General features: G+C 37.0%; 24 protein-coding genes and 2 pseudogenes. 15 read left to right on the forward strand and 11 right to left on the reverse strand.

Annotation, left to right across the window (positions count from 1 at the left end; translation table 11 throughout):
- Positions 1-207 precede the first annotated feature (207 nt).
- The 5 genes and pseudogenes from CO726_RS10220 to murC form a co-directional block, all read left to right on the forward strand.
- Positions 208-378 (forward strand): annotated as a pseudogene (locus CO726_RS10220) (thiamine transporter); the annotation flags it as partial.
- Between the two features lie 40 nt (positions 379-418).
- Entirely contained in the window at positions 419-1,375 is a 957-nt protein-coding gene (locus CO726_RS10225) for an N-acetylmuramoyl-L-alanine amidase (RefSeq protein WP_136699525.1), read from the forward strand.
- 155 nt (positions 1,376-1,530) lie between these two features.
- Positions 1,531-5,898: a DNA translocase FtsK gene (locus tag CO726_RS10230; RefSeq protein ID WP_099684180.1), complete on the forward strand. Its 4,368-nt coding sequence runs from the start codon at positions 1,531-1,533 to the stop codon at positions 5,896-5,898.
- Positions 5,899-5,959: 61 nt separating this feature from the next.
- Positions 5,960-7,078, forward strand: coding sequence for a nicotinate phosphoribosyltransferase (locus CO726_RS10235; RefSeq protein WP_048531838.1), 1,119 nt, complete (start codon positions 5,960-5,962; stop codon positions 7,076-7,078).
- Between the two features lie 252 nt (positions 7,079-7,330).
- Complete coding sequence (murC, locus tag CO726_RS10240) at positions 7,331-8,641, forward strand: UDP-N-acetylmuramate--L-alanine ligase (RefSeq protein WP_048531835.1); 1,311 nt, start codon at positions 7,331-7,333, stop codon at positions 8,639-8,641.
- 53 nt (positions 8,642-8,694) lie between these two features.
- On the opposite strand, the gene CO726_RS10245 is transcribed toward murC, so the two are convergent.
- On the reverse strand, positions 8,695-9,357 hold the full coding sequence (locus CO726_RS10245; protein WP_099684181.1) for an HAAS signaling domain-containing protein: 663 nt from the start codon (positions 9,355-9,357) through the stop codon (positions 8,695-8,697).
- Positions 9,354-9,698: a PadR family transcriptional regulator gene (locus tag CO726_RS10250; protein ID WP_099684182.1), complete on the reverse strand. Its 345-nt coding sequence runs from the start codon at positions 9,696-9,698 to the stop codon at positions 9,354-9,356. Before CO726_RS10250 ends, CO726_RS10245 begins: the two co-directional genes overlap by 4 nt.
- 132 nt (positions 9,699-9,830) lie before the next feature.
- Between CO726_RS10250 and CO726_RS10255 the strand changes: the two genes are divergently transcribed.
- The 3 genes from CO726_RS10255 (at position 9,831) to CO726_RS10265 (ending at position 11,346) form a co-directional block, all read left to right on the forward strand.
- Positions 9,831-10,379, forward strand: coding sequence for a GNAT family N-acetyltransferase (locus CO726_RS10255; protein ID WP_099684183.1), 549 nt, complete (start codon positions 9,831-9,833; stop codon positions 10,377-10,379).
- Complete coding sequence (locus CO726_RS10260; protein ID WP_099684184.1) at positions 10,376-10,867, forward strand: GNAT family N-acetyltransferase; 492 nt, start codon at positions 10,376-10,378, stop codon at positions 10,865-10,867. The genes CO726_RS10255 and CO726_RS10260 overlap by 4 nt, the downstream gene beginning before the upstream one ends.
- 74 nt (positions 10,868-10,941) lie before the next feature.
- Positions 10,942-11,346: a PH domain-containing protein gene (locus tag CO726_RS10265; protein ID WP_099684185.1), complete on the forward strand. Its 405-nt coding sequence runs from the start codon at positions 10,942-10,944 to the stop codon at positions 11,344-11,346.
- A 33-nt stretch (positions 11,347-11,379) separates the two neighbouring features.
- Here the strand turns inward: CO726_RS10265 and CO726_RS10270 are convergent, their stop codons facing one another.
- Positions 11,380-12,495 (reverse strand): aminopeptidase, encoded by a 1,116-nt coding sequence (locus tag CO726_RS10270; RefSeq protein ID WP_029440151.1) that lies wholly within the window; start codon positions 12,493-12,495, stop codon positions 11,380-11,382.
- A 187-nt stretch (positions 12,496-12,682) separates the two neighbouring features.
- Here CO726_RS10270 and CO726_RS10275 point away from each other — a divergent pair, with 187 nt between their 5' ends.
- From CO726_RS10275 to ccpA, 5 genes and pseudogenes are all read left to right on the forward strand, one after another.
- Positions 12,683-13,195: a DUF948 domain-containing protein gene (locus CO726_RS10275; protein ID WP_001197725.1), complete on the forward strand. Its 513-nt coding sequence runs from the start codon at positions 12,683-12,685 to the stop codon at positions 13,193-13,195.
- Entirely contained in the window at positions 13,195-13,521 is a 327-nt protein-coding gene (ytxJ, locus tag CO726_RS10280) for a bacillithiol system redox-active protein YtxJ (protein ID WP_001057466.1), read from the forward strand. The genes CO726_RS10275 and ytxJ overlap by 1 nt, the downstream gene beginning before the upstream one ends.
- Positions 13,522-13,638: 117 nt before the next feature.
- The gene (locus CO726_RS10285; protein ID WP_099684186.1) at positions 13,639-14,655 is read left to right on the forward strand and encodes a CamS family sex pheromone protein; all 1,017 of its coding nucleotides are present in this window, start codon (positions 13,639-13,641) and stop codon (positions 14,653-14,655) included.
- A 112-nt stretch (positions 14,656-14,767) separates the two neighbouring features.
- A pseudogene (locus tag CO726_RS33145) lies at positions 14,768-14,983 on the forward strand (bifunctional 3-deoxy-7-phosphoheptulonate synthase/chorismate mutase); the annotation flags it as partial.
- A gap of 344 nt (positions 14,984-15,327) precedes the next feature.
- Positions 15,328-16,326, forward strand: a complete 999-nt coding sequence (ccpA, locus tag CO726_RS10300; protein ID WP_099684187.1) for a catabolite control protein A — start codon at positions 15,328-15,330, stop codon at positions 16,324-16,326.
- 40 nt (positions 16,327-16,366) lie between these two features.
- On the opposite strand, the gene CO726_RS10305 is transcribed toward ccpA, so the two are convergent.
- The 3 genes from CO726_RS10305 to dhp61 all read right to left on the reverse strand — a co-directional run bounded on the left by CO726_RS10305 (position 16,367) and on the right by dhp61 (position 17,338).
- On the reverse strand, positions 16,367-16,723 hold the full coding sequence (locus tag CO726_RS10305) for a DUF4288 domain-containing protein (protein WP_136699527.1): 357 nt from the start codon (positions 16,721-16,723) through the stop codon (positions 16,367-16,369).
- Position 16,724: 1 nt separating this feature from the next.
- A complete protein-coding gene (locus CO726_RS10310; RefSeq protein ID WP_099684189.1) occupies positions 16,725-16,961 on the reverse strand; it encodes a DUF3949 domain-containing protein in 237 nt (78 codons plus the stop codon).
- A gap of 80 nt (positions 16,962-17,041) precedes the next feature.
- Entirely contained in the window at positions 17,042-17,338 is a 297-nt protein-coding gene (dhp61, locus tag CO726_RS10315) for a protein Dhp61 (RefSeq protein WP_099684190.1), read from the reverse strand.
- 149 nt (positions 17,339-17,487) lie between these two features.
- Here dhp61 and CO726_RS10320 point away from each other — a divergent pair, with 149 nt between their 5' ends.
- Positions 17,488-17,760, forward strand: coding sequence for a DUF3917 domain-containing protein (locus CO726_RS10320; RefSeq protein ID WP_098760192.1), 273 nt, complete (start codon positions 17,488-17,490; stop codon positions 17,758-17,760).
- A gap of 49 nt (positions 17,761-17,809) precedes the next feature.
- Here CO726_RS10320 and mscL read toward each other — a convergent pair whose 3' ends face one another.
- Together mscL and CO726_RS10330 are read right to left on the reverse strand one after the other, a co-directional pair.
- Complete coding sequence (mscL, locus tag CO726_RS10325) at positions 17,810-18,208, reverse strand: large conductance mechanosensitive channel protein MscL (protein ID WP_070180569.1); 399 nt, start codon at positions 18,206-18,208, stop codon at positions 17,810-17,812.
- Between the two features lie 128 nt (positions 18,209-18,336).
- A complete protein-coding gene (locus CO726_RS10330) occupies positions 18,337-19,263 on the reverse strand; it encodes a Gfo/Idh/MocA family protein (protein WP_099684191.1) in 927 nt (308 codons plus the stop codon).
- Positions 19,264-19,550: 287 nt separating this feature from the next.
- On the opposite strand from CO726_RS10330, the gene CO726_RS10340 reads away from it, so the two are divergent.
- Complete coding sequence (locus tag CO726_RS10340) at positions 19,551-19,850, forward strand: hypothetical protein (protein WP_099684192.1); 300 nt, start codon at positions 19,551-19,553, stop codon at positions 19,848-19,850.
- Positions 19,851-19,874: 24 nt separating this feature from the next.
- Here the strand turns inward: CO726_RS10340 and CO726_RS10345 are convergent, their stop codons facing one another.
- From CO726_RS10345 to CO726_RS10355, 3 genes are all read right to left on the reverse strand, one after another.
- Positions 19,875-20,750 carry an alpha/beta fold hydrolase gene (locus CO726_RS10345; protein WP_136699529.1) on the reverse strand — a complete coding sequence of 292 codons (876 nt, stop codon included), beginning with the start codon at positions 20,748-20,750 and terminating at the stop codon, positions 19,875-19,877.
- A 121-nt stretch (positions 20,751-20,871) separates the two neighbouring features.
- The gene (gene acuC, locus CO726_RS10350) at positions 20,872-22,038 is read right to left on the reverse strand and encodes an acetoin utilization protein AcuC (protein ID WP_099684194.1); all 1,167 of its coding nucleotides are present in this window, start codon (positions 22,036-22,038) and stop codon (positions 20,872-20,874) included.
- A complete protein-coding gene (locus CO726_RS10355) occupies positions 22,035-22,679 on the reverse strand; it encodes an acetoin utilization AcuB family protein (RefSeq protein ID WP_002190901.1) in 645 nt (214 codons plus the stop codon). Before CO726_RS10355 ends, acuC begins: the two co-directional genes overlap by 4 nt.
- Between the last annotated feature and the right edge of the window lie 12 nt (positions 22,680-22,691).

Raw genomic sequence — 22,691 nt, forward strand, 5'->3', positions numbered from 1 at the left:
CAAGCCTATGGTGGTGGAAAAATCCTCTATCTCTAAGGAGATAAACATATAGTCTGCGCTCATGTGAAAATATGAGAAGTTCATAAGAGAACTGGCTAAGGAATTGCGCCCTTAGTTGAACGAGATACATTTAATTAAATCTATCAAACCTCATTGAATATATAGAACATACGTTCTATTGTGGATTCAATGAGGTAAGAATAATATGGAAGATGGCAAGAAGGATGGATTGTTATTGGATATGAAACGGATATGGGCGATCCAGTTTTCGTGAATACCGATGACGATGCGTATCCAGTGTATACGGCAGAGCGTGGTACAGAAACGTGGCAGCCTGTTAATATTGGAAGTATGGATGAGATTATAGGGCAATTATAAGAAAAACTTTGATTCCGGTGCAAAGTGATGGGAGAGAAATATGAAGTATATAAAAATAATGAGCGTGATTGCATTCATTGGCATATATATGGGAGGTTGTTCGCAGGCGCAACCGGAAAAAGAAACATCATCTGCTGTACGAGAAACAAGCGAAGATAAAAAGGAAGACGCACCGGTAGAAAAGCAGCAAGAAGAACAAGAAAAGAAAGAAGAGCCCCAAGCTGTTCAAACGAATGAGCAAGTAGAAGTGAAGCAGGAAGAAGCGTCGGCCGAGGAAAAGAAAGAGGAAACTACGCCGGTGCAGCCAACAGAGCAACCAGCGCAAAATAATGAACAAAAAGTAGAAAGTAAGGAGAAACAAGAAAAGTTTCTCGTTGTTATTGATCCAGGACATCAACAAAAAGCAAATTTAAATTTAGAACCAATTGGTCCAGGAGCAAATACTCAAAAATATAAAGTGACAGATGGCACAACAGGCGTTGTGACAAAAAAGAGAGAGTCTGTCCTTGTATTAGAAATGGCTTTTATATTAAAAGAAAAGCTGGAAGCAAAAGGTATACAAGTATTAATGACGAGAACGTCACAAGATGTTGATATAAGCAATAAAGAACGTGCGACATTCGCGAATGATCATAAGGCGAATTTATTTTTACGTCTTCATGCAGATGGTTCTGAAAATCCAAACCAAAGTGGATTTGCTGTATTGACGCCGGCAGAAGGAAGTCCGTATACGAAAGAGATCTATGCTGAAAGTCTTCAAATCTCTCAAACGATAGTAAATAAAATGAGAGAGAATCATCAAGTGAAAGTAAATGGAATTAAATTTCGAGATGATCTTTCGGGATTTAATTGGTCAAAAGTTCCTGGCGTGCTATTAGAACTTGGATTTATGTCAAACCATGAAGAAGATAAAAAATTATCTGACCCGCAGTATGTAAATTCTTTATTGCAAAGTGTAGCGGATAGTGTAGATGAATATCGAAAGAGTAAAGCTTAAACGCAGTCTTACATGTAAGGGTGCGTTTTTCCATATGAAAACACTCGTAAATTAGAATATTATGGATAAATATGACATGCTTAATTTTACCTGCACTTTTTGCCGAATGCTGATACAATAAAGGATGTTACTATTTAGTAGAAAGAGTGGTAAGCATGTTAGATTGGATGAAAAAGCTGTTTAACAAAGAGGAAGAACAAACAGCGATGAATAAAGAAGTACCAAAGCAAGTTGAAAGTCAGCCGAAAATTCCTCGTGTAAACCACTACACTGAAGCAAGAGAAGCACAAATGGCAAGTAGGAATGCAGGTAAATGCCGTTTTCCATTAGTACCGGATAATGGGTTCGACGAAGAGGATGTTATAGAAACAGGGCATTTTGAAGAACACTCTGTTCAAGCTGTAACGTATGAAGATCAGCCTATTCAAAGAGGAATAAAAGTGGAAAGAAGCAGACGACCGTATATGGAGAAGGTAGTTTCTACATATGAAGAGCCGGAAGTGCAATATGAACCGGAGCGAGAGTCTGTCATTAAAAAGGCACCTGTATCGTCGCAAGAAAGTAACCGTAGACCATTTCGTCCAACAGAAATGATTTCGCCAATTTACGGATATAATCGTCCTTCTGTAGAGAAAAAGGAAGAAAAGCAGGAGGAAGTAAAGGAAAGCGAAGATCTTGAAATATCCGTAGAGGGCAAAGCAGTTGTTGATGCATGGTTAGAGAAAAAAGGGTATACATTATCAGATTTCTCAGAAGGGCAAGCAACGTCTTCGTCGCCTAGTCATAAATCAGTTGGTCAACAGGATAAAAAGAAAGAAAAATCAGTTGTTGATCAATGGCTAGAGAAAAACGGTTATGAAATCGAACGCCAAGAGCCTTTAGTAGAAGAAAAAGAAGTGATTCAAGAAATGAGTACACCGCAGGAAGTTTCAGCGGATGAATTACTTCATAAAACAGTAGCTGAGCAGATGGAAAGTGCTAAGCTAGAAAAAGATGTAGTGGTGTTAAACGAAAATAATCTACAAGAAGAATTAGTAGCTTCTCAAGTAGAGCACGAGGATACAATATTATCAGAAGAAATTAAACGTAATACAGAAATAGAACAACCTACTATTGAAGTAGAAAAACAAGCACCAGAAGAATCAGTGATTGTCAAAGCAGAAGAAAAACTTGAAGAAACAATCATTGTGGAAATACCGGAAGAAGTGGAAGTGATTACGGAAACCGAAGAAGTAGAAGTAATTGCAGAAGCACTAGAAGAAGTGGAAGTAATTGCAGAAACCGAAGCACTAGAAGAAGTGGAAGTAATTGCAGAAACCGAAGCACTAGAAGAAGCGGAAGTAATCGCAGAAGCAGAAGAGCTAGAAGAAGTGGAAGTAATTGCAGAAGCAGAAGAGTCAGAAGAAGTGGAAGTGATTACGGAAACCGAAGAAGTAGAAGTAATTGCAGAAGCAGAAGAGTCAGAAGAAGTGGAAGTGATTACGGAAACCGAAGAAGTAGAAGTAATTGCAGAAGCACTAGAAGAAGTGGAAGTAATTGCAGAAGCAGAAGAGTCAGAAGAAGTGGAAGTAATTGCAGAAGCAGAAGAGTCAGAAGAAGTGGAAGTAATTGCAGAAGCAGAAGAGTCAGAAGAAGTGGAAGTAATTGCAGAAGCAGAAGAGTCAGAAGAAGTGGAAGTAATTGCAGAAGCAGAAGAGTCAGAAGAAGTGGAAGTAATTGCAGAAGCAGAAGAGTCAGAAGAAGTGGAAGTAATTGCAGAAGCAGAAGAGTCAGAAGAAGTGGAAGTAATTGCAGAAGCAGAAGAGTCAGAAGAAGTGGAAGTAATTGCGGAAACCGAAGAGCTAGAAGAAGCGGAAGTAATTGCAGAAGCAGAAGCACTAGAAGAAGTGGAAGTAATTGCAGAAGCAGAAGAGCTAGAAGAAGCGGAAGTAATTGCAGAAGCAGAAGAGTCAGAAGAAGTGGAAGTAATTGCGGAAACCGAAGAGCTAGAAGAAGCGGAAGTAATTGCGGAAACCGAAGGGCTAGAAGAAGCGGAAGTAATTGCAGAAGCAGAAGAGTCAGAAGAAGTGGAAGTAATTGCGGAAACCGAAGAGCTAGAAGAAGTGGAAGTAATTGCAGAAGCAGAAGAATCAGGACTAGTAGCACTTGAGGAAACGCAGCAAGAAATGTTGTTAAATGAAGCAATTGAACAAAAGAACGAGTTCATACATGTTGCTGAGGCTGATGAACAAACGAAGAAAGAGGTTCAAAGCTTTGCGGATGTTTTAATTGCAGAAGAACACCGAGTTGTAGAGGAAGCGCCGATTGCAGAAGAACACCGAGTTGTAGAGGAAGCGCCGATTGCAGAAGAACACCGAGTTGTAGAGGAAGCACCGGTTGCAGAAGAACACCGAGTTGTAGAGGAAGCACCGGTTGCAGAAGAACACCGAGTTGTGGAGGAAGCACCGGTTGCAGAAGAACACCGAGTTGTGGAGGAAGCACCGATTGCAGAAGAACACCGAGTTGTGGAGGAAGCACCGATTGCAGAAGAACACCGAGTTGTGGAGGAAGCACCGATTGCAGAAGAGCAGCCAGTTGCAGAAAAACAACCAGTTGTACAAAAAGAAGAACCAAAACGTGAGAAAAAGCGTCACGTACCATTTAATGTTGTTATGTTGAAACAAGATAGAGCGAGATTAATGGAAAGACATGCGGCTAGAACGAATGCAATGCAACCTTCTACGAGTGAACGAGTAGAGAATAAGTCTGTACACCAAGTAGAGGAAACACCAATGCAACAAGAGGTAGTAAAACCACAAGTGGAAGAGCGCCCAATGCAGCAAGAGGTAGTGGAATCACGAGTGGAGGAAACACCAATGCAACAAGAGGTAGTAAAACCACAAGTGGAAGAGCGCCCAATGCAGCAAGAGGTAGTGGAATCACGAGTGGAAAAAACACCAGTACAACAAGAGGTAGTAAAACCACAAGTGGAAGAACGTCCAACGCAGCAAGTAGTGGTAGAGCAAGTACAACAGCCAATTTCAAGTACGGAAGTACAAGAGAAAGCATATGTTTTAAATCAAAGAGAGAACGATATGCGAAATGTATTGCAAACACCACCGACGTATACGATTCCGGCATTAACATTGCTATCGATTCCGCAGCAAGCAACGTTAGATAATACGGAATGGTTGGAAGAACAGAAAGAATTATTAGATACAACGTTTAATAATTTCCATGTTGGCGCACATGTTATTAATGTGTCGCAAGGTCCAGCGGTAACTCGTTTTGAAGTACAGCCAGATCCAGGTGTGAAAGTAAATAAAATTACAAACTTAAGTGATGATATTAAGTTGAGTTTAGCAGCGAAAGATATTCGTATTGAAGCGCCGATTCCAGGTAAGAGTGCGATTGGAATCGAAGTTCCAAATAAAGAAAGTAAGCCAGTATTTCTTCGTGAAATTTTAAGAAGTCCTGTGTTTACAAAGAGCGAATCACCGCTTACAGTTGCGCTAGGACTCGATATTTCAGGTGATCCAATTGTGACGGATATTCGGAAAATGCCACACGGACTTATTGCGGGTGCAACAGGTTCTGGTAAAAGTGTGTGTATTAACGCAATTTTAACGAGTATTTTATATAAAGCGAAACCGCATGAAGTGAAGTTAATGTTAATCGATCCGAAGATGGTTGAGCTTGCACCATACAATTCAGTTCCACATCTTGTAGCACCTGTTATTACGGATGTAAAAGCAGCGACAGCTGCATTAAAGTGGGCAGTTGAAGAAATGGAGCGCCGTTATGAATTGTTTGCGCACGCTGGTGCTCGTGATTTAACTCGCTACAATACGATTGTAAGTGAGCGAGAAATTTCGGGAGAGACATTACCTTATATCGTTATTGTCATTGACGAGTTAGCCGACTTAATGATGGTAGCACCTGGTGATGTTGAGGAAGCAATTTGTCGTATTGCGCAAAAAGCGCGTGCTTGTGGTATTCATTTATTAGTAGCGACACAGCGTCCTTCTGTAGATGTTATTACAGGTTTAATTAAGTCAAACATTCCAACGCGTATTGCGTTTACTGTATCATCTCAAGTTGATTCGCGTACGATTATTGATATTGGGGGCGCGGAGAAATTACTTGGCCGTGGTGATATGTTATTCTTAGGGAACGGTACATCTAAGCCAGTTCGTGTACAAGGTGTATATGTATCGGATGATGAGATTGAAAAAACAGTTGAACATGTGAAAAAGCAAATGAAGCCGAATTACTTATTTAAGCAAGAGGATTTATTAGCGAAAACAGAACAGGCTGAGTCGGAAGATGAATTGTTCTTTGAAGCATGTCAATTTGTTGTAGAACAAGGGGGAGCGTCCACATCTTCTGTACAGCGAAAATTCCGCATCGGTTATAATCGCGCGGCACGTCTCATTGAAGAGATGGAATCGCAAGGAATTATTTCTGAAGCAAGAGGAACGAAGCCAAGAGATGTCCTTATTTCTGAGGATGAATTCGCTGCTATGCAGGAAACAAATGTATAGGAAACGGTTTTGCTGTATACTAAGAGAAAATGTTGGATAGTAAAGTAGGGAGTAAAGCGACATGAAAGAAATTGAATTAAAATTAAAAGGTGAAATAAATAGACTAACAAATAGAACATTTAAATTTGACGAACGTGTTGGAGAAGGTTGGTTCTCTGCCGTTTACTTTTTAAAGACTAGAGAAATCATTGAAGAATTTCGCCCGAAAAGTGTTGTAACGATGCAATTTTTCCAAAAGGAAAATGCAGTTCTTTGCGGAACAGATGAAGTGATTGCGTTGTTACAAACATTCGCTAAAAATCCTGAGGAACTTGAGATTAACTCTTTAAAAGATGGTGATAAAATTAGTCCATTTGAAACAGTGTTAACAATTCATGGTCCTTATGAAAATTTCGGATTTTTAGAAGGTGTCATTGATGGGATTTTAGCTCGTCGTACATCAGTTGCGACAAACGTATATAACGTTGTCCAAGCTGCACGTAGCGTAGATAAAGAAAAACCAGTTATTTTCATGGGAGACCGTGACGATCATTATACACAACAAGCTGGTGACGGTTATGCAGCATACATCGGAGGTATGAGCGCCCAAGCGACACACGCGATGAATGAATGGTGGGGCAGAAGTGGTATGGGGACAATGCCTCACGCATTAATTCAAATGTTTAATGGTGATGTTGTGGAAGCGGCAAAAGCATATCATAAGAAATTCCCAGAAGATGAATTAGTTGTATTGATTGATTACAATAATGATGTCATTACAGATGCACTTCGCGTAGCGCGTGAATTTGGATCAACATTAAAAGGCGTACGTGTAGATACATCGCGCACGATGATTGATCAATACTTTATTCGCCACCCAGAGGTACTTGGAACATTCGATCCACGTGGTGTAAACCCATCGCTTGTATTCGCACTTCGTAAAGCACTTGATGAAGAAGGGTTCCAGCATGTAGACATCGTTGTAACTGGTGGATTTGATGAGAAGCGTATTCGTGAATTTGAAGCTCAAAACGTACCTGTTGATATATACGGAGTAGGAAGTAGCTTATTAAAAATGAATATTGGCTTTACTGGTGATAACGTAGAATTAAATGGAAAACCAGAAGCGAAAGCTGGTCGTAAATATCGTCCAAACCCACGTCTAGAGCGTGTTCAATTAGAAAAAAGAGAAGATATGTAAAAGATAGAAAAACTGATAGGTGATTGACCCTATCAGTTTTTCTGTTATCATAGTATAGCGGCTTCTTTTTTGCTATAATGGACTTGTTATGGACATAAAAAAGAAGTACGTACGAGTTTATCCTGATAAGTGAAGGGAAGAATAACTTCACTACATCAAAAATGTATGATGATTACCAAAATAAGAAAAGATTCATATACTGTCTTATAGATAGGCCGTTGTATTAGTTCGAAATGTTGGAGGTTCTTTAAGATGACAGTTTACCATTTTGTAGGAATTAAAGGAACAGGAATGAGTTCATTAGCGCAAATTCTTCATGACATGAAGCATACTGTTCAAGGGTCTGATTATGAAAAACGTTTCTTTACACAAACAGCGTTGGAAAAGCGTAATATCTCGATCCTTCCTTTTGATAAAAATAATGTAAAAGAAGGACAAGTGATTATTGCAGGAAATGCATTTCCTGATACGCATGAAGAAATCGTAGCAGCAAAAGAATTAAACATCCCAGTACATCGTTACCATCACTTCTTAGGTGATCTTATGAACCAATACACAAGTGTTGCTGTAACTGGTGCACATGGAAAAACATCAACAACTGGTTTGTTAGCCCATGTAATGCAAGGTGCACATCCTACATCTTACCTTATTGGAGATGGAACAGGGCATGGGGTAGAAAATAGTAAGTATTTTGTATTTGAAGCTTGTGAGTATCGTCGTCATTTCTTGTCTTACAATCCAGACTATGCAATTATGACAAATATTGATTTTGATCATCCAGATTATTTTACAGATATCAATGATGTATTCAGTGCATTCCAAGAGATGGCATTGCAAGTGAAAAAAGGCATTATTGCATGTGGAGATGATGAAGAACTTCAAAAAATTCAAGCGAAAGTACCTGTTATTTTCTATGGATTTGGAGAAGATAATGATTTCCAAGCACGTAACATTCAAAAGAGAACAGATGGTACTATTTTTGATGTATTCGTTCGTAATACGTACTATGACACGTTCAAAATTACAGGATACGGCAACCACAGCGTATTAAATGCATTAGCAGTAATCGCACTTTGCCATTATGAAAACGTTGATGTAGAAGCAGTTAAGCATCAGCTAACAACTTTTGAAGGCGTAAAACGTCGCTTTAATGAAAAGCCAATGGGAGAGCAAGTTATTATCGATGACTACGCACACCATCCGACAGAAATTAATGCAACGATTGAAGCTGCTCGTCAAAAACATCCAGAGCGTGAAATTGTCGCTGTATTCCAGCCACACACATTCTCACGTACAGAAAAGTTCTTAGATGAGTTCGCTGAAAGCTTAAGCAAAGCTGATCAAGTATACTTATGTGATATTTTCGGATCAGCACGTGAAAACAAAGGCGAATTAACAATTGAAGATCTGCAAAAGCGTATTGACGGTGCAGAACTAATTACAGATACAACAACGGATGTATTAAAGAAACATAAAAACGGCGTTCTAATTTTCATGGGCGCAGGAGACATCCAAAAATTCGAAGCAGCTTACGTAAAAGAAGTTCAAGTTGCAGAGAAGTAATAGAAAAGACGCATAGCGGTGGCTGTGCGTCTTTTTTGTTGTGTTCGATACATTTAAAAAGCATTGATAGGTTGGTATTGTTTATTCTTTTTGTAGAGTTGTTTTAACAAAACGATATAAATTGAACTAAAAAGTACATATCCAATTAAATAATAGAATGAAAACATATCGAATTGTTTTGTTGTGATGATGCGAATTGCGAAAAAAGTAAACGGAAGGGCGATTAAAAGCCTTGAGCTAATGGAAATTATTGTTTTAAAGTATTTTAATAAGTCTGTATTCCAATGATTTTCTCTACAGATAAGCCAAATGTTACTTGCTATAAAGGCTAGTACAAATGGCAAATTAGCTGAAATGTTGATGAAGCCTAGTACAATAGGCACTGATAGAGCGCCAAGTGGACCGATAGATAGGCCAGAATAATATTTAATAAATGTATTTGTAGATTGTTGTGCTTCTTCAATAACGTCTGTATATTCTGCTGCAATTTCCCATGCTAATTCTTTTGGAGGAAGAAATTCTTCAATTACTTGTGAAGGAATGATTTCTAACGGTATACCTTGACTCTCTTTACGTAATGCATTTTCGTATAAATCGGATTTAATTTCTAGCATATGTTGTTCTCTTGCTGATGTAGGTAAGTTCATTAAACCTTTATGAAGATTGTGTAAGAAAGAAGCAATGAGTTCATTTGAAAAGAATTGTTCCTTGTTCATTTTTTATTCTCTCCTTTAGCTAGTAACATTAAAGCTTGATACACCGCCTCGTAATCATGTAAGCGACTATTTAAAATTTCTCTCCCTTCGTCTGTAATACGATAGTATTTTCTTTTTGGGCCATCACCAGACTCTTCCCAATAGGAAACAGCCCAATTGTTTTTCGTGATTCGATTTAATATAGGGTAAATCGAACCGTTTGGGATATGAAACACAGGAATATCTTGTAATGCACTTGTAATTTCATATCCGTACATAGGTTGTTTACTTATTAAAGATAAAATAGCGAGATCAAAAACACCTTTACGTAATTGAATTATAAAATTATCATTTTTTTCCATACGTTAACTATATATGATTCATATCTAGATATCAATCATATATAGTTGTTTTTCATTTAAATGAAAATAAAGTGTTTAACATTTTTTAGATATAAATGTTAGAATAATAAGAAAAAAAGGGGAGCTAAAAAAATGTTCACACTCCGAGTAGATGACGAAATCGAATTACAGTTATTAGAAAAGCGTCATAAAGAGGAACTATATCAATTAATAAATCAAAACCGTAACCATTTAAGAAGATGGCTTCCTTGGGTAGATGGGACGAAATCTGCTGATGCGTATGATGAGATTTGTCCGATGTGGTTAAAGAAGTTTGCAGAGGGAGACGGTTTTGAAAGTGGTATCCGTTATAAAGGGAAGCTCGTTGGAATGGTAGGTATTCATCCAGTGAGCTGGGGGAAGAAAGCGGCAAGTCTCGGATATTATCTTGCAGAAGATGCTGGCGGGAAAGGTATTATGACGCGTAGCGTGAAGGCTGTACTTCACTATGCATTTGAGAATTTAAAATTGAATAAAATGGAAATTAGATGCGGTGTTGAAAATGTGAAAAGCCGCGCTATCCCAGAACGTTTAGGGTTTAAGTTAGACGGGGTTTTAAGAGATGAAGAATGGCTATACGATCACTTCCACGATATCGCTGTATATAGTTTACTAGCTTCAGAATGGAAGGAGATTCGATGAACGAGAAGATACGCATTGTTCCGTATGAAAGTAAATTTCAAGAGGAAGTAGTAAATCTTATCGTTCATATTCAGCAAAAAGAGTACAATGTCCCCATTACGAAAGAAGATCAGCCTGACTTACTTGAAATAGAAACGTTCTATCAAAAGGATTATGGAAACTTTTGGGTAGCAACTTATGATGGTAAAGTAGTTGGAACAGTAGCTTTATTAGATATTGAGAATCAGCAAGTAGCACTAAGAAAAATGTTCGTACAAAAAGAGTTTCGCGGAAAAGAATGGGGTGCATCAAATAAGTTGCTTCAAACAGCAATTTCGTGGGCTGAGAATAAAAAGCTGAAAGATATTTACTTAGGAACGACATTGAAATTTTTAGCGGCGCATCGCTTTTATGAAAAGAATGGTTTTCAAAGTGTGAGTATAGACGAGTTGCCGAAAAACTTTCCAGTGTTAGAGGTAGATAAGAAATTCTATAGGTACATTGTGTAAAAGGTCATTCAAAAACGGCCTTTTTTTATGACTAAAATGGAAAAAGTGGTATAATTTAGGCTGGGGGTGCGTGTATGAACTTTCCGATTCAAAGAAGTAAATCGGTAGTAATTTTCGTTTGTCTCACGTTAGCTTTTATGTTTGTATATCCACTTGTCATGATTGTCGCAAATAAAGAGCAGTGGATGTCAGCGTTAATTGGAATGGGATTATATTTTATCGTAAATGTTCCGCTTGTTTGGGAAGTATTTATTAAAAAGCATAAAGTAGAAAATGGTGTATTGAAGTACGGCATTTTAAATGATGATGTTGTATTAAAAGATATAAGAGTTGTTCGTCAAGTTGGAAAATACCTTGAAATTACGACGAATGCATACAAAGTACATATGGTTGCGATGCCGCAAGATATGAATGAATTCTTGGCGCTTATCGAGAAAGAGAATCCACATGTGAAAATAGAAATGGTAGGGAAGAAATGAAAAACGCCCGGAGTATTCCGAGCGTTTTTATTATTATTTTAAGTTCTCTGGGTTTAAAGCTTCTAATTCAGGTACAACGAAGCGTCCGTCTTTACGAATTAGTACGTCGTCGAAGTAAATTTCGCCGCCGCCGTATTCAGGACGTTGGATGCATACTAAATCCCAGTGGATGTTCGAGTTGTTGCCGTTCCATGCATCGTCGTAAGCTTGTCCAGGAGTGAAGTGGAAGCTGCCATCGATTTTTTCATCGAATAGGATGTCTCCCATTGGATGTAAGATGTATGGGTTTACGCCGATTGCGAACTCACCAACGTAGCGTGCGCCTTCGTCTGTATCGAAGATTTTGTTAATGCGCTCTGTATCGTTTGCAGTTGCTTCAACGATTTGGCCATTCTCGAACTTAAGTTGTACATTTTCAAATGTATAACCGTTGTAAGGAGATGGTGTGTTGTAAGAAACTGTACCGTTAACAGAATCACGAACTGGTGCAGAGTATACTTCACCGTCTGGAATGTTTAAATGACCTGAGCATTTAATAGCTGGAATGTCTTTAATAGAGAATGTTAAGTCAGTTCCAGGGCCAGTTAAGCGAACTTTATCGGTTTTATTCATTAATGTAACAAGGCTATCCATCGCCTTATCCATTTTACCGTAGTCTAAGTTACAAACTTCGAAGTAGAAGTCTTCGAAAGCTTCTGTGCTCATTTTAGCAAGTTGCGCCATAGAAGCATTTGGATAGCGAAGAACAACCCAACGTGTTTTTGGAACACGGATGTCTCTATGAACTTTCTTACCAACTGTTTGACCGTGAATTTGCATCTTTTCACTTGGTACATCAGCTTGTTCGTTAATGTTATCGCCAGAGCGAAGACCGATATAAGCGTCCATATCTTTCATTACGCTTGCTTCATATGCAGCGATTTGTTCAAAATGTTCTTCAGTAGCACCCATTAATAAAGAGCGATCTACTTGATGATCTTTTAAAGAAACGAATGGGAAACCACCAGCTGCATATGCTTCTTTTACAAGTGCAGTTACAAGTTCTTTTTGTAAGCCAAAGTTTTCAATTAATACTTTTTCGCCTTTTTGTAAACGAATAGAGTAGTTAATTAAATTGTATGCTAACTTTTCAATGCGTGGATCTTTCATATGTAAAGCCTCCCTACTAATTATGTATCCTCTCCTATTGTAACCTACTTAGTGGAATTTGTTGAATCATTTATGTTAAAGTTAACGAATAAGTATGAAAATTCTAATGAAAAGATAGGGATTAGAACGAAACGGAAAATGATTGTATAATAGGAGAAAGTATGAAAAAGATAAAGGAAGTGATGAAATGCAAGTTCTTTTATATGTAAGTGCGGCTATTATCGCGGTTGCTTTCGCTGTATTAGTAGTGTACGTATGCAGGACGTTGTTATCGGTTCAGAAGACGTTAGAAAACGTTGCAAGCACGTTAGAAGGTTTAGAAAAGCAAATGCAAGGGATAAGCGTAGAGACGGAGCAATTATTACATAAAACAAATGCTTTAGCTGATGACATTCAACAGAAGTCACAATCATTAAATAAAGTAGTATCGGGTGTGGATGGCATTGGAACGACAATCCATTCTTTAAATACGAAACTTCGTAATGTATCAGATTCTGTTACGGACGAAATTGAAAATAATGCAGATAAAGTAGCGCAAGTTGTACAGTGGAGTAGCGCAGCAATTGAAGTATACAATCATTATCGTGCGACAAGACAAGAGAAAAAGGTTGAAAAAGAAGAGCGTAAATTAGAAAGACTTGAGAAGAAAGCTGAAAAGAAAGAGAAGCGCTCTAGACTTCGTATGAGAGGTGAATCGTGATGAATATGACAAAACTTGAAACAATTGAAGAGCTTGAAGTACTAGTAGAAAAAAACGAGCCGTATGTTCTTTTTAAACATAGTACGACATGCCCGATTAGTCATGGTGCCTATACAGAATTTCAAGCTTATTGTAGTGAAGAAAGAGCGGTACCAGCGTATTACTTATACGTACAAGATGCGAGAGATGTTTCGAATCGTGTTGCAGAACAGTACAGTATTAAACATGAATCTCCGCAAGTGTTATACATAAAAGATGGGATGGTAGTATGGAATACGTCTCATTGGAACATTAAAAAAGACGCTTTAGAAGAGAATATTAAGTAAAAAGAAGCAAGCAAAAGGTGCTTGCTTCTTTTTTTTGTTTTTGTTGAAATATATTTAATGGTACACTGTTATTAGTTCAAATTAAATAACTAGATTGTTGAAAGTAGGTTTTAAGTAATGAAGAAAATGGCATTATCCTTCGCGGTCGTAAGTTTATTACTAGGAGCTTGTAGTAATGATACGATTAGTAAGAAGGATGAAGTTATACAGAAAGATACGAAAGAAAAAAGCATGATTCCGAGAACTGCTGTTTCTAAAGATTATTATAGAACTGTAATTCCTTTAAAAGAACAAAAGGTTATAAATACAGCTAATATAAAAACAAATTCTAAATTAGATTTAGCAGAGTATGAAAATGGTTTAATGAATATTGCAGCGCAGCAATTTGATACAGAAAATCATGTACTACAATTAAATCAGTATATTCCGGAGAAGTTAGTTGATGAACTAGTCGCAAAAGTAGAAGCACCCGTTTTGACGAATATTATAGAACAAGACTATTTTGGGAAGCAGAATTCAAACGAATTAAGTTTATCTGGTGTTATGATCGGTTTAGCTATGTCTTCAAGTGTATCGAATGAAGAAGCTATGTCTAAGGGTACTGAAGTTGCCAAGCAACTTGTTGAAGCTATTCATAAAAATGACAAGTATAACAAATCTCCAATTACGTTTGCTATCTTTAAGCAAGAAAGTACAAGTTCTTTAAAAAATGGTACGTATATTGCTAGTGCTACTGTCCAAAAGAATGATACGAACCTTGGAAATTGGAGTACGATTGATGAACAAGCATATTCATATCCTTCTGATGAATTTACAAAAGTATATGGAGAAGATAATACAAAAATAAATGAATTTGCGGATTTAATAAAAAAGTTTTCTCCGGCAGATTTTATCCCAGTAAATGCTAAAGTGTCTTATAAGAAAAATCAAATGGATACATTAAATATGAATATTGTTATTAAATATAACGGTAAAACAGAATTAATGGCCCTTACTCAAATGGCTGCTCAAAGTATGTTAGAAAAGTTACCTAAGGATGCGAAAGTACAATTACAAATAAAGTCCGAAAATAAAATCGAGGCAATTATTATAAAAGAGAAAAACAGCGATAAACCGTTTGTTTCCTTCTTATAAAAAAAGACAGTGTTTAAACTGTCTTTTTTATTGTAAATGAAAGTGTACGTTGTTTGTTGAGAGTGATTTATTGCTTATAATAAGTTATTTTAAAAGTAACGTATAAGAATTCGAAATAGGTATCCACACGTATGAAAGAGCGTTGCGTCATACGCTTCATATTTCCGCTGTGCCGATTTTAAAGAAAGAAACCTATTTACTCCCTGACGTTGTCGATGTAACGTATTCTACAAGGCGCCGTAATCTTCTATGGCTAGTTGCGATTATTGCTGAAGTACTTCCAGATTCAGCACAACAAATGACTAGTATTGTCGATTTATGTTGGTAAGTCGACATATTTTGAGTTACATTCGATATATTCGAAAGATCATCGATATAAATTTCATTTACTATCGTACTGCTTAAAATAAGGTTTCTACGTATGAAATATCTATATTTTTACAAAAAATGCCCTTTTTTTCATAAAAAATACGAAAATACGAGAAAAGAAGCGAATTTTTTTGAAACTTTTGCGGGAAAATATTGTATGAGCCTGCGTTTTTATCGTATCATTAGTAAAAGGAAGAACTCGGGACGATTGGTGGCATCTGCAAATAGAGTTGATGTCTTTTTTTCATTCAAGTAACCGATACATAAAAATAGATAACAAAAATAGAAGGAGTGTGCGATGAGATGAACGTAACAATATATGATGTAGCGCGCGAAGCGAACGTTTCAATGGCTACCGTATCTCGTGTTGTGAACGGTAACCCAAATGTAAAGCCTACAACAAGAAAGAAAGTATTAGAAGCAATTGATCGTTTAGGATACCGCCCAAATGCGGTAGCACGTGGACTAGCAAGTAAGAAGACAACTACAGTAGGTGTTATTATTCCTGATATCTCAAATACGTTTTATGCAGAACTTGCTCGTGGAATTGAAGATATCGCAACAATGTACAAATATAACATCATTTTAAGTAACTCTGACCAAAACAAAGAGAAAGAGTTCCATCTATTAAATACGATGCTTGGAAAACAAGTGGACGGAATTGTTTTCATGGGTGAAGATATTACAGACATTCACATTGAAGAATTTAAAAAGTCTCCGGTACCAATTGTATTAGCAGCGTCATTTGATGAGCAAAATGAAACGCCATCAGTAAATATTGATTATACACAAGCAGCTTACGATGCGATGAAGCACTTTATTGAGCAAGGACATAAACGTATCGGTTTCGTCTCTGGTCCTTTCATTGATAAAGCGGGAAGCTCGAAGAAATTACAAGGTTATCAAAAAGCTTTAGAAGAAGCAGGTATTTCATATGATGAAAATCTTGTAATCGATGGAGATTACACATATGATTCAGGTATCGAAGCATTCGAAAAGCTTTGGAGCAGTGATGAGAAGCCAACAGCGATCTTCGTATCTTCTGACGAAATGGCACTAGGTGTAATCCATGCAGCACAAGACGCTGGATTAAACGTACCAACTGATGTAGAAGTACTTGGTTTCGATAATACACGCCTTGCATTAATGGTTCGTCCACAACTTTCAACAGTTGTACAACCGATGTATGATATCGGTGCAGTAGCAATGCGTCTATTAACAAAGTATATGAACAAAGAAAAAGTGGAAGATCACACTGTAATCTTACCTCACCGTATCCAATTTAGAGATTCAACGAAGTAAGTATAAAAAAGCTCACAGCATTTGCTGTGAGCTTTTATTCTTATTCAGGATAGTATTTTTGTACGACTGCATTTACCGTTTCGTCTTTCTTAACGTGTAAAAATCTTGCGTACAGTTCTTTTCCGGTTTCAAATGGTGTATCGTCTAATTCAAACACATGTAACACTTTTCGAAACGTCCATGTTATTTGCTCATCGTACATATTATCGTACGTATGCTCAGACTGTATAGCGATCTGTTCACCTAGTGCATGAGCTGCTTCCAAACGACTTGCTTTAACAAGAATAATACTTTCTTCAAAAAGTATATCGTGATTCTTGTCATAATGCTCATCAATTTTCGTAGGATCAGGCTCACCAGAATGAACAGATTCAAACAATAATTTTACAGCGTACATATTATGCTGCATGCTTCACCTTATAAATAATACTTGCGACAAGTGAAGCAGGTATTGTAAATACGTTACTTTGATAATGATAGTGTATTTGGGATTCTTCATAAGACATATTTTCATATAGTTCGTTTTGTGACACATTCATTTTTTTCTGTTTTTCTTTGAGTATTTTAATGTAGTTATACTGTATTGGGACGAGGATGATGAAATAGGCTAATAAGATTAGTGAAATCCAAATCATTATGAACACTCCCTTATAAAGAATATTTGTATATGATAATTATATCAATTAATAGAAAAAATAACCATTTTTTATTGGAGCTAATTTTCTTCTAAAAATGCAAACAGTTCCTTTTGGTTTCTTAAATTGTGATTAATACATGTTCGAGCAACACATTTCAATCCTTGTAATAATGCATCTATGTGAAAAGTATCATAATGAATTATATTTCCCTCTACCATCGTTTCGTCTTTTTGCAAGTTAATTGATATTTTTAGTACAGTTGTATTGCTTTTTACATTTACAACTTCAATACAAAAAAACTGTTGTTCCAAGTCAATCGTAATATAATCGAATCGCTCTACTTGTTTAAAATATCCTACAATATCATCTTCCAATTGAAATCCTCCCGAGTCTATAGCTTATCTGGAACACTTCTCTATAGATTGTATGATTCCTTGTTATATGTCACATAAGTGCAAAAATAACTATTATAGGGCAATGTCATGTATAATAGAAAGAAAAGGCTTGTGAGGGGGGAGAAGAGATGATCGTTCTTTGGATAATTACGCTTTGTATGACTGCTATTTTTGCATATATGACGTTAAAACAAAATGGCTTAAAGCGATTTGTTCCAGGAAGTATTCTTGCAGGAATTGCCCTTATCACGTATGTAATTTCTATTTTTATTGAAAGTGTATCAGTGGACATGAGCACGAGTTTAATATTTATCGGTATTACACTATTTGCAGGTAGTATTATGGTACTTATGGTTGCAGGTATTATTTTATTTATTCATATGAATTCGGAAACGTTATAGCATATAAAAAAGGCATGTTCCCTCGGGACATGCCTTTTTATCCGTTCAATTATGCTCTATCTTTAGAAGAGTTTTGTTGTTTTAATAAGTCGCGAATTTCGCCAAGAAGAACTTCTTCTTTTGTTGGTTCTGGAATTTCTTCCTCTTTTTCTTCTTCTTTTTTAGATGTTAGTTTGTTGAAAACCTTCACGAACATAAAGATAGAAGCTGCAATAATTAAGAAATCAAAAATTGTTTGGATGAAGTTACCATACATAACAGCAGATTTACCGTATCCAAAGTGTAAACTTGTAAAGTCAACGCCACCTAATACCATACCAAGTAATGGTGTAATAATATCTTTTACTAAAGAACTAACGATTTTACCGAATGCAGCACCGATTACAACCCCGACAGCTAAATCAACGACATTCCCTTTGAAAGCGAACTTTTTAAACTCGTTCCACATGTGTTAATCCCATCCTTTCCACGATTCATTATGAAATTTATAATTCCTATCAACATATTCTATAGAAATTTATACGAGAAATAAAGGGGAAATGGGGATGAAAGTAAATTCTGAAAAATGTATCCGTTTTAATTTTTATTTACATCGTCAAGTAGAGTTTGTAGCATTTGTTGCGTTTTTAATCCTTCTAATCCATCTACAACAGGCTTCGTATCTCCTTGTACACATTCAATAAAATGATGAACAGCATCTTCAAAACCACGTTGTTTTAACGTCGTATCCCATGATGGGGAACCGCTTTGTGAAACTGAGTTTTCCTCTTCAATTTCAAATGTATTCATATTTTTTACACGAATGATTTTTCCTGTCGTAACAAGTTCAATTTGTTCTAAATTTGTACCGGCATGGCGATGCATTGCGGTAGAAAGTAACATTCCACTTGGAGTTGTATATGTATGATGTCCGTAAAGAAGTTCATTCTTTTCATTGATTTGCATCATATTGTGAACGACGTTAAGCTCATCGTTAGCTAACCAGCGAGCAGTATCTACAATATGTAAGTAATCATCTAACATCGTAAAGTCGTACGTATATGGTCCGACTTTATTTGTACGGTGCTTTTCAATTCGAATCCATGAAATATCATGAGCTTGTTCTTTTGCAGCAACATACATAGGAACGAAGCGGCGATTAAATCCGACCATTAACTTTCGGTTATACTTTTCGCTCAACTCGACTAGTTTCTCAGCTTGTTCCACTGTAGCTGCTAGCGGCTTATCAACATAAACGTCGATTCCTTTTTTCAGAAGTTCAGAAACGATTTCATAATGTGTAGCAGTTGAACTATGAACGAAGACTGCATCGCATTCCGAAGCTAACGTTTCAATAGAATGGAAGTCTTGCATGCGGTATTGCTGGCAAACTTGTTTCCTTTTCTCCGCATTAGGTGTAAACGCCCCTACAAAATTCCAATCTGTTTCTTTTGTAAGTGTTGGAAGATAGGCTTTTTGTGCAATACTTCCAAGTCCAATCATCCCAATTTTAGGTTTGTTCATGTTTATTCCCACCCTATTCATATTGATGTAACGAGTTAAATGTAGCATAGGGCGGGGAAGGAAGGCAAAAATTAGATTTTTACTTATGTTCTTCTAGCAAAATCTTTTCTATCTCTTCAAAGTTATGAGCGCGAGCGTGTTGCAATGAAGGGAACATCATTATTGTCGTGAACGCTTATAACTGTAAGAAAAAGGATATGTAAGGTGATTTATGTTAAAATGTAAAGAAATATAAAACATCTTTGTTTTGCTAACACGCACGATAGTTTGAGAGGAAGTGCTAGATTTTGGAGGATGAAGTAAAGAATAATAAATCAAACAAGGCTTTAAAGATTGGAACTAATATCATACTTATCTTATTAATTATTGGTGCAATACAAATGTTTTATGATGACGATTATACGAATGATTATCTCGGTGGGTTATTTATGATGGTCTTTTTTGGAATTAAAATAATTTCTAGTTTTATGATAAGTTTAAAAGAAGGAGATAAAAAGGCAGTATTACTTGATTTAGGCTTAGTGGTTTTTTCTGTTCTTCTTTTAGTTGTTGCTAGTGTGAAATATTTTTTTGAAAAAAGCTCATAGTCTTATAGAGGCTGTGAGCTTTTCTTAATAATAACGGTACTGGCGTAATGATTTATAAAATGTTTGAGTAGTAGAAGTAAAGTGAGCAGCTTGTTCCAAAAAAGGATAATGGTTACTCTCCTCAAATGTCACAAAAATAGAATTACGTATGCCCTCATGCATCTCGATAGAATATTGAATCGGGCACTGTACATCATGTCTTCCGCATATAATAAGGGTCTTTGTTTGGATGGAAGGTAAATTCTCTCTTAAATCAAATGACGGATATTCATTGGCGAAAGCATTCATCCGGTTAGCGGACATAGCTTTTTGGATTGGTTTACAAAAATAAGAGTTGTGATTTTCTGGAATGTGCAATGATAATTTTGTTCTCTCAGTAGATAGTTCTTTCCGTTCTTCACTTGTAAGGTGAGGGCTTTTTAAGTTTTCGATAAGTTTTTGCATATAATGAAACTGTGGATGTGCTGGGTGATAAATGCAAAATGGTGTTTCGGTATAGTTACTTGCTGCGGCTCCAACGACGACTAATGATTGTAAGGAATTTGGATACATAATCGCGTATAAAAGTCCAAGCATACCGCCTGTTGAATGACCAGCGAAATGCCATATTGGAAGTTGTAAAGCTTCTCGTATTGCTTCTAAATCGTGAACCGTTTCAATCATACTTAATTCTTTTTCTGAATTGGCTTTTTCAGAATTACCAGCGTCTCGTAAATTAATAAGGAATACACGATGCGTAGCAGTGAAAACATCCGCAAAGTAATCACCAGTCTCATTAAATTGTGAATAGTGATGTGTAATACAAAGCGGTTCGCCATTTCCTTTTGTAAATAGTTCAAATGTGCCGCGTTTTGAGTGGGTCATTTGTTGTTTCCACATAATATCACGACCTTTTCTCATAAAAGTTGGACCAGTTAATTATGAAATAAAATATATCAGCGATTATCAAAATATATTGGCTTACTGACATAAACCGACAACAAATAAAAGGAGGCTATTTAAAAACGAGCCTCCTTTTCGTTTAGTACAAAGATTTTGTCATATTATTCCGAATAATTTCAAGGGATTTCGCTACAGTTAATGCATTCTTTTCTTCAATTTCTGGTTTACGGGGGATAGGTTTATACATGTTGTCTGGATCTTCCCATGTGAGGGGAAGTTCTGTTTCTGCTTGTCCTTTCCAAGCGTCAATCCATTCTGGAGGGAGATAACCTGAGATGTTTTGGATGTTGTTCATTTCGAGCCAAATGAGTGCCCAAGCTCTTGGGACGACGCGCCAGTGGTCATAGCCGCCGCCGCCGACAGCAATCCAGCGACCGTCGCAATATTCGTTAGCGAGTTCGCGAGCGAGCTTCGGTATTTCACGGTAAATATTCATCGTCGCACAAAGGTGTGTAAGTGGGTCGTAATAATGTGCGTCGGCTCCATTTTGCGTTAAAATAATATCCGGTTTAAAGTATGCGGTAACTTCTTTTACAACTGTTCGATATGATTCTAGAAACGATTCGTCTTCTGTAAAAGCATCGAGTGGAACGTTAAAAGAATAACTATAGCCATTACCTTGCCCGCGCTCATTTACAGCGCCAGTTCCAGGGAATAAATAACGCCCAGTTTCATGTAATGAAATGGTACATACGTTAGGATCGTCGTAAAAAGACCACTGTACACCATCACCGTGATGAGCATCTGTATCAATATATAAAACACGTAAACCGTATTTCTTTTGAATATATTTTATTGCGATGGAACTATCGTTATAAATGCAAAAGCCAGATGCCTTGCCGCGGAAGCCATGATGTAAGCCGCCTCCTAAGTTAAGCGCGTGTTTTACTTTCCCGGAAAGAACAGCATCGACAGCTGTTAACGTACCACCAACGAGTAATGCGCTCGCTTCGTGCATATTTGGAAACGTTGGTGTATCTTCTGTTCCGAGTCCATATGTCATCGCAATTGATTTTTCTAACTTACCTTCTCCAGCACGTTTTACCGCATTTATGTACTCCTCTGTATGAACGTAGGCGATTTCTTCATCTGTAGCCATCCTTGGTGAGATGATTTGGGAAGGAGAGATGAAACCACCCTTTTGTAATAAGTCATACGTAAGTGTGACGCGCAGTTGGTTAAAAGGATGATCAGGGCTAAATGAATAGCCCCGAAAGTCATCCGAATAAATAAATGCGCTACTCATGCTTGCATCCCCATAATGTTCGGCCATAATACGCGGTAGCCTTCTGTTTCAAGTGCATCAATCACTTTTAGCGGATTCATCGTTTGAATGCGGAAAACGAGTACTTTATCATTCTCATCTTTTGCTGGGTAGACGAGAACGCTCACGATATTTATTTGTAAATCACTAAAAATAGCAACGACTTTACCGAGAATACCAGGTTCGTTTTTTACTTGAATTTCAATTTGTGAACTCGGTTGATGTGCTCCTGTTAATTTCACTAACGTGTGCAGTACAGTAGATTCAGAAATGATTCCAACTAACTTTCCGGCCTTTGTAACAGGAAGACATCCAATTTTATTTTCAAAAAATAAAGTAGCAATTTCTTCAACGAAATCGAGAGGATGGCAAGTCATTACAGGATGTTTCATAATCAGTTCAAGTGGTTGCTTCAGCATATCGAGTGAAACTTGTTCATCTAAAATAGACGGACTTGCATCTCTTACATCCCGATCAGAAATAATGCCTACGACATGATTATTTTGATCGACAATTGGAATGTGCCGAATGCCTTTCGTGCGTATCGTTCGGATTGCTGTTTCGATTGTATCGTTTGGATGTAGTGTCACCACATCTTGATTCATAATTTCTTCTACAATCATTCCAGTTGCCCC

The sequence above is a fragment of the Bacillus fungorum genome, assembly GCF_002746455.1.
Taxonomy (GTDB): domain Bacteria; phylum Bacillota; class Bacilli; order Bacillales; family Bacillaceae_G; genus Bacillus_A; species Bacillus_A fungorum.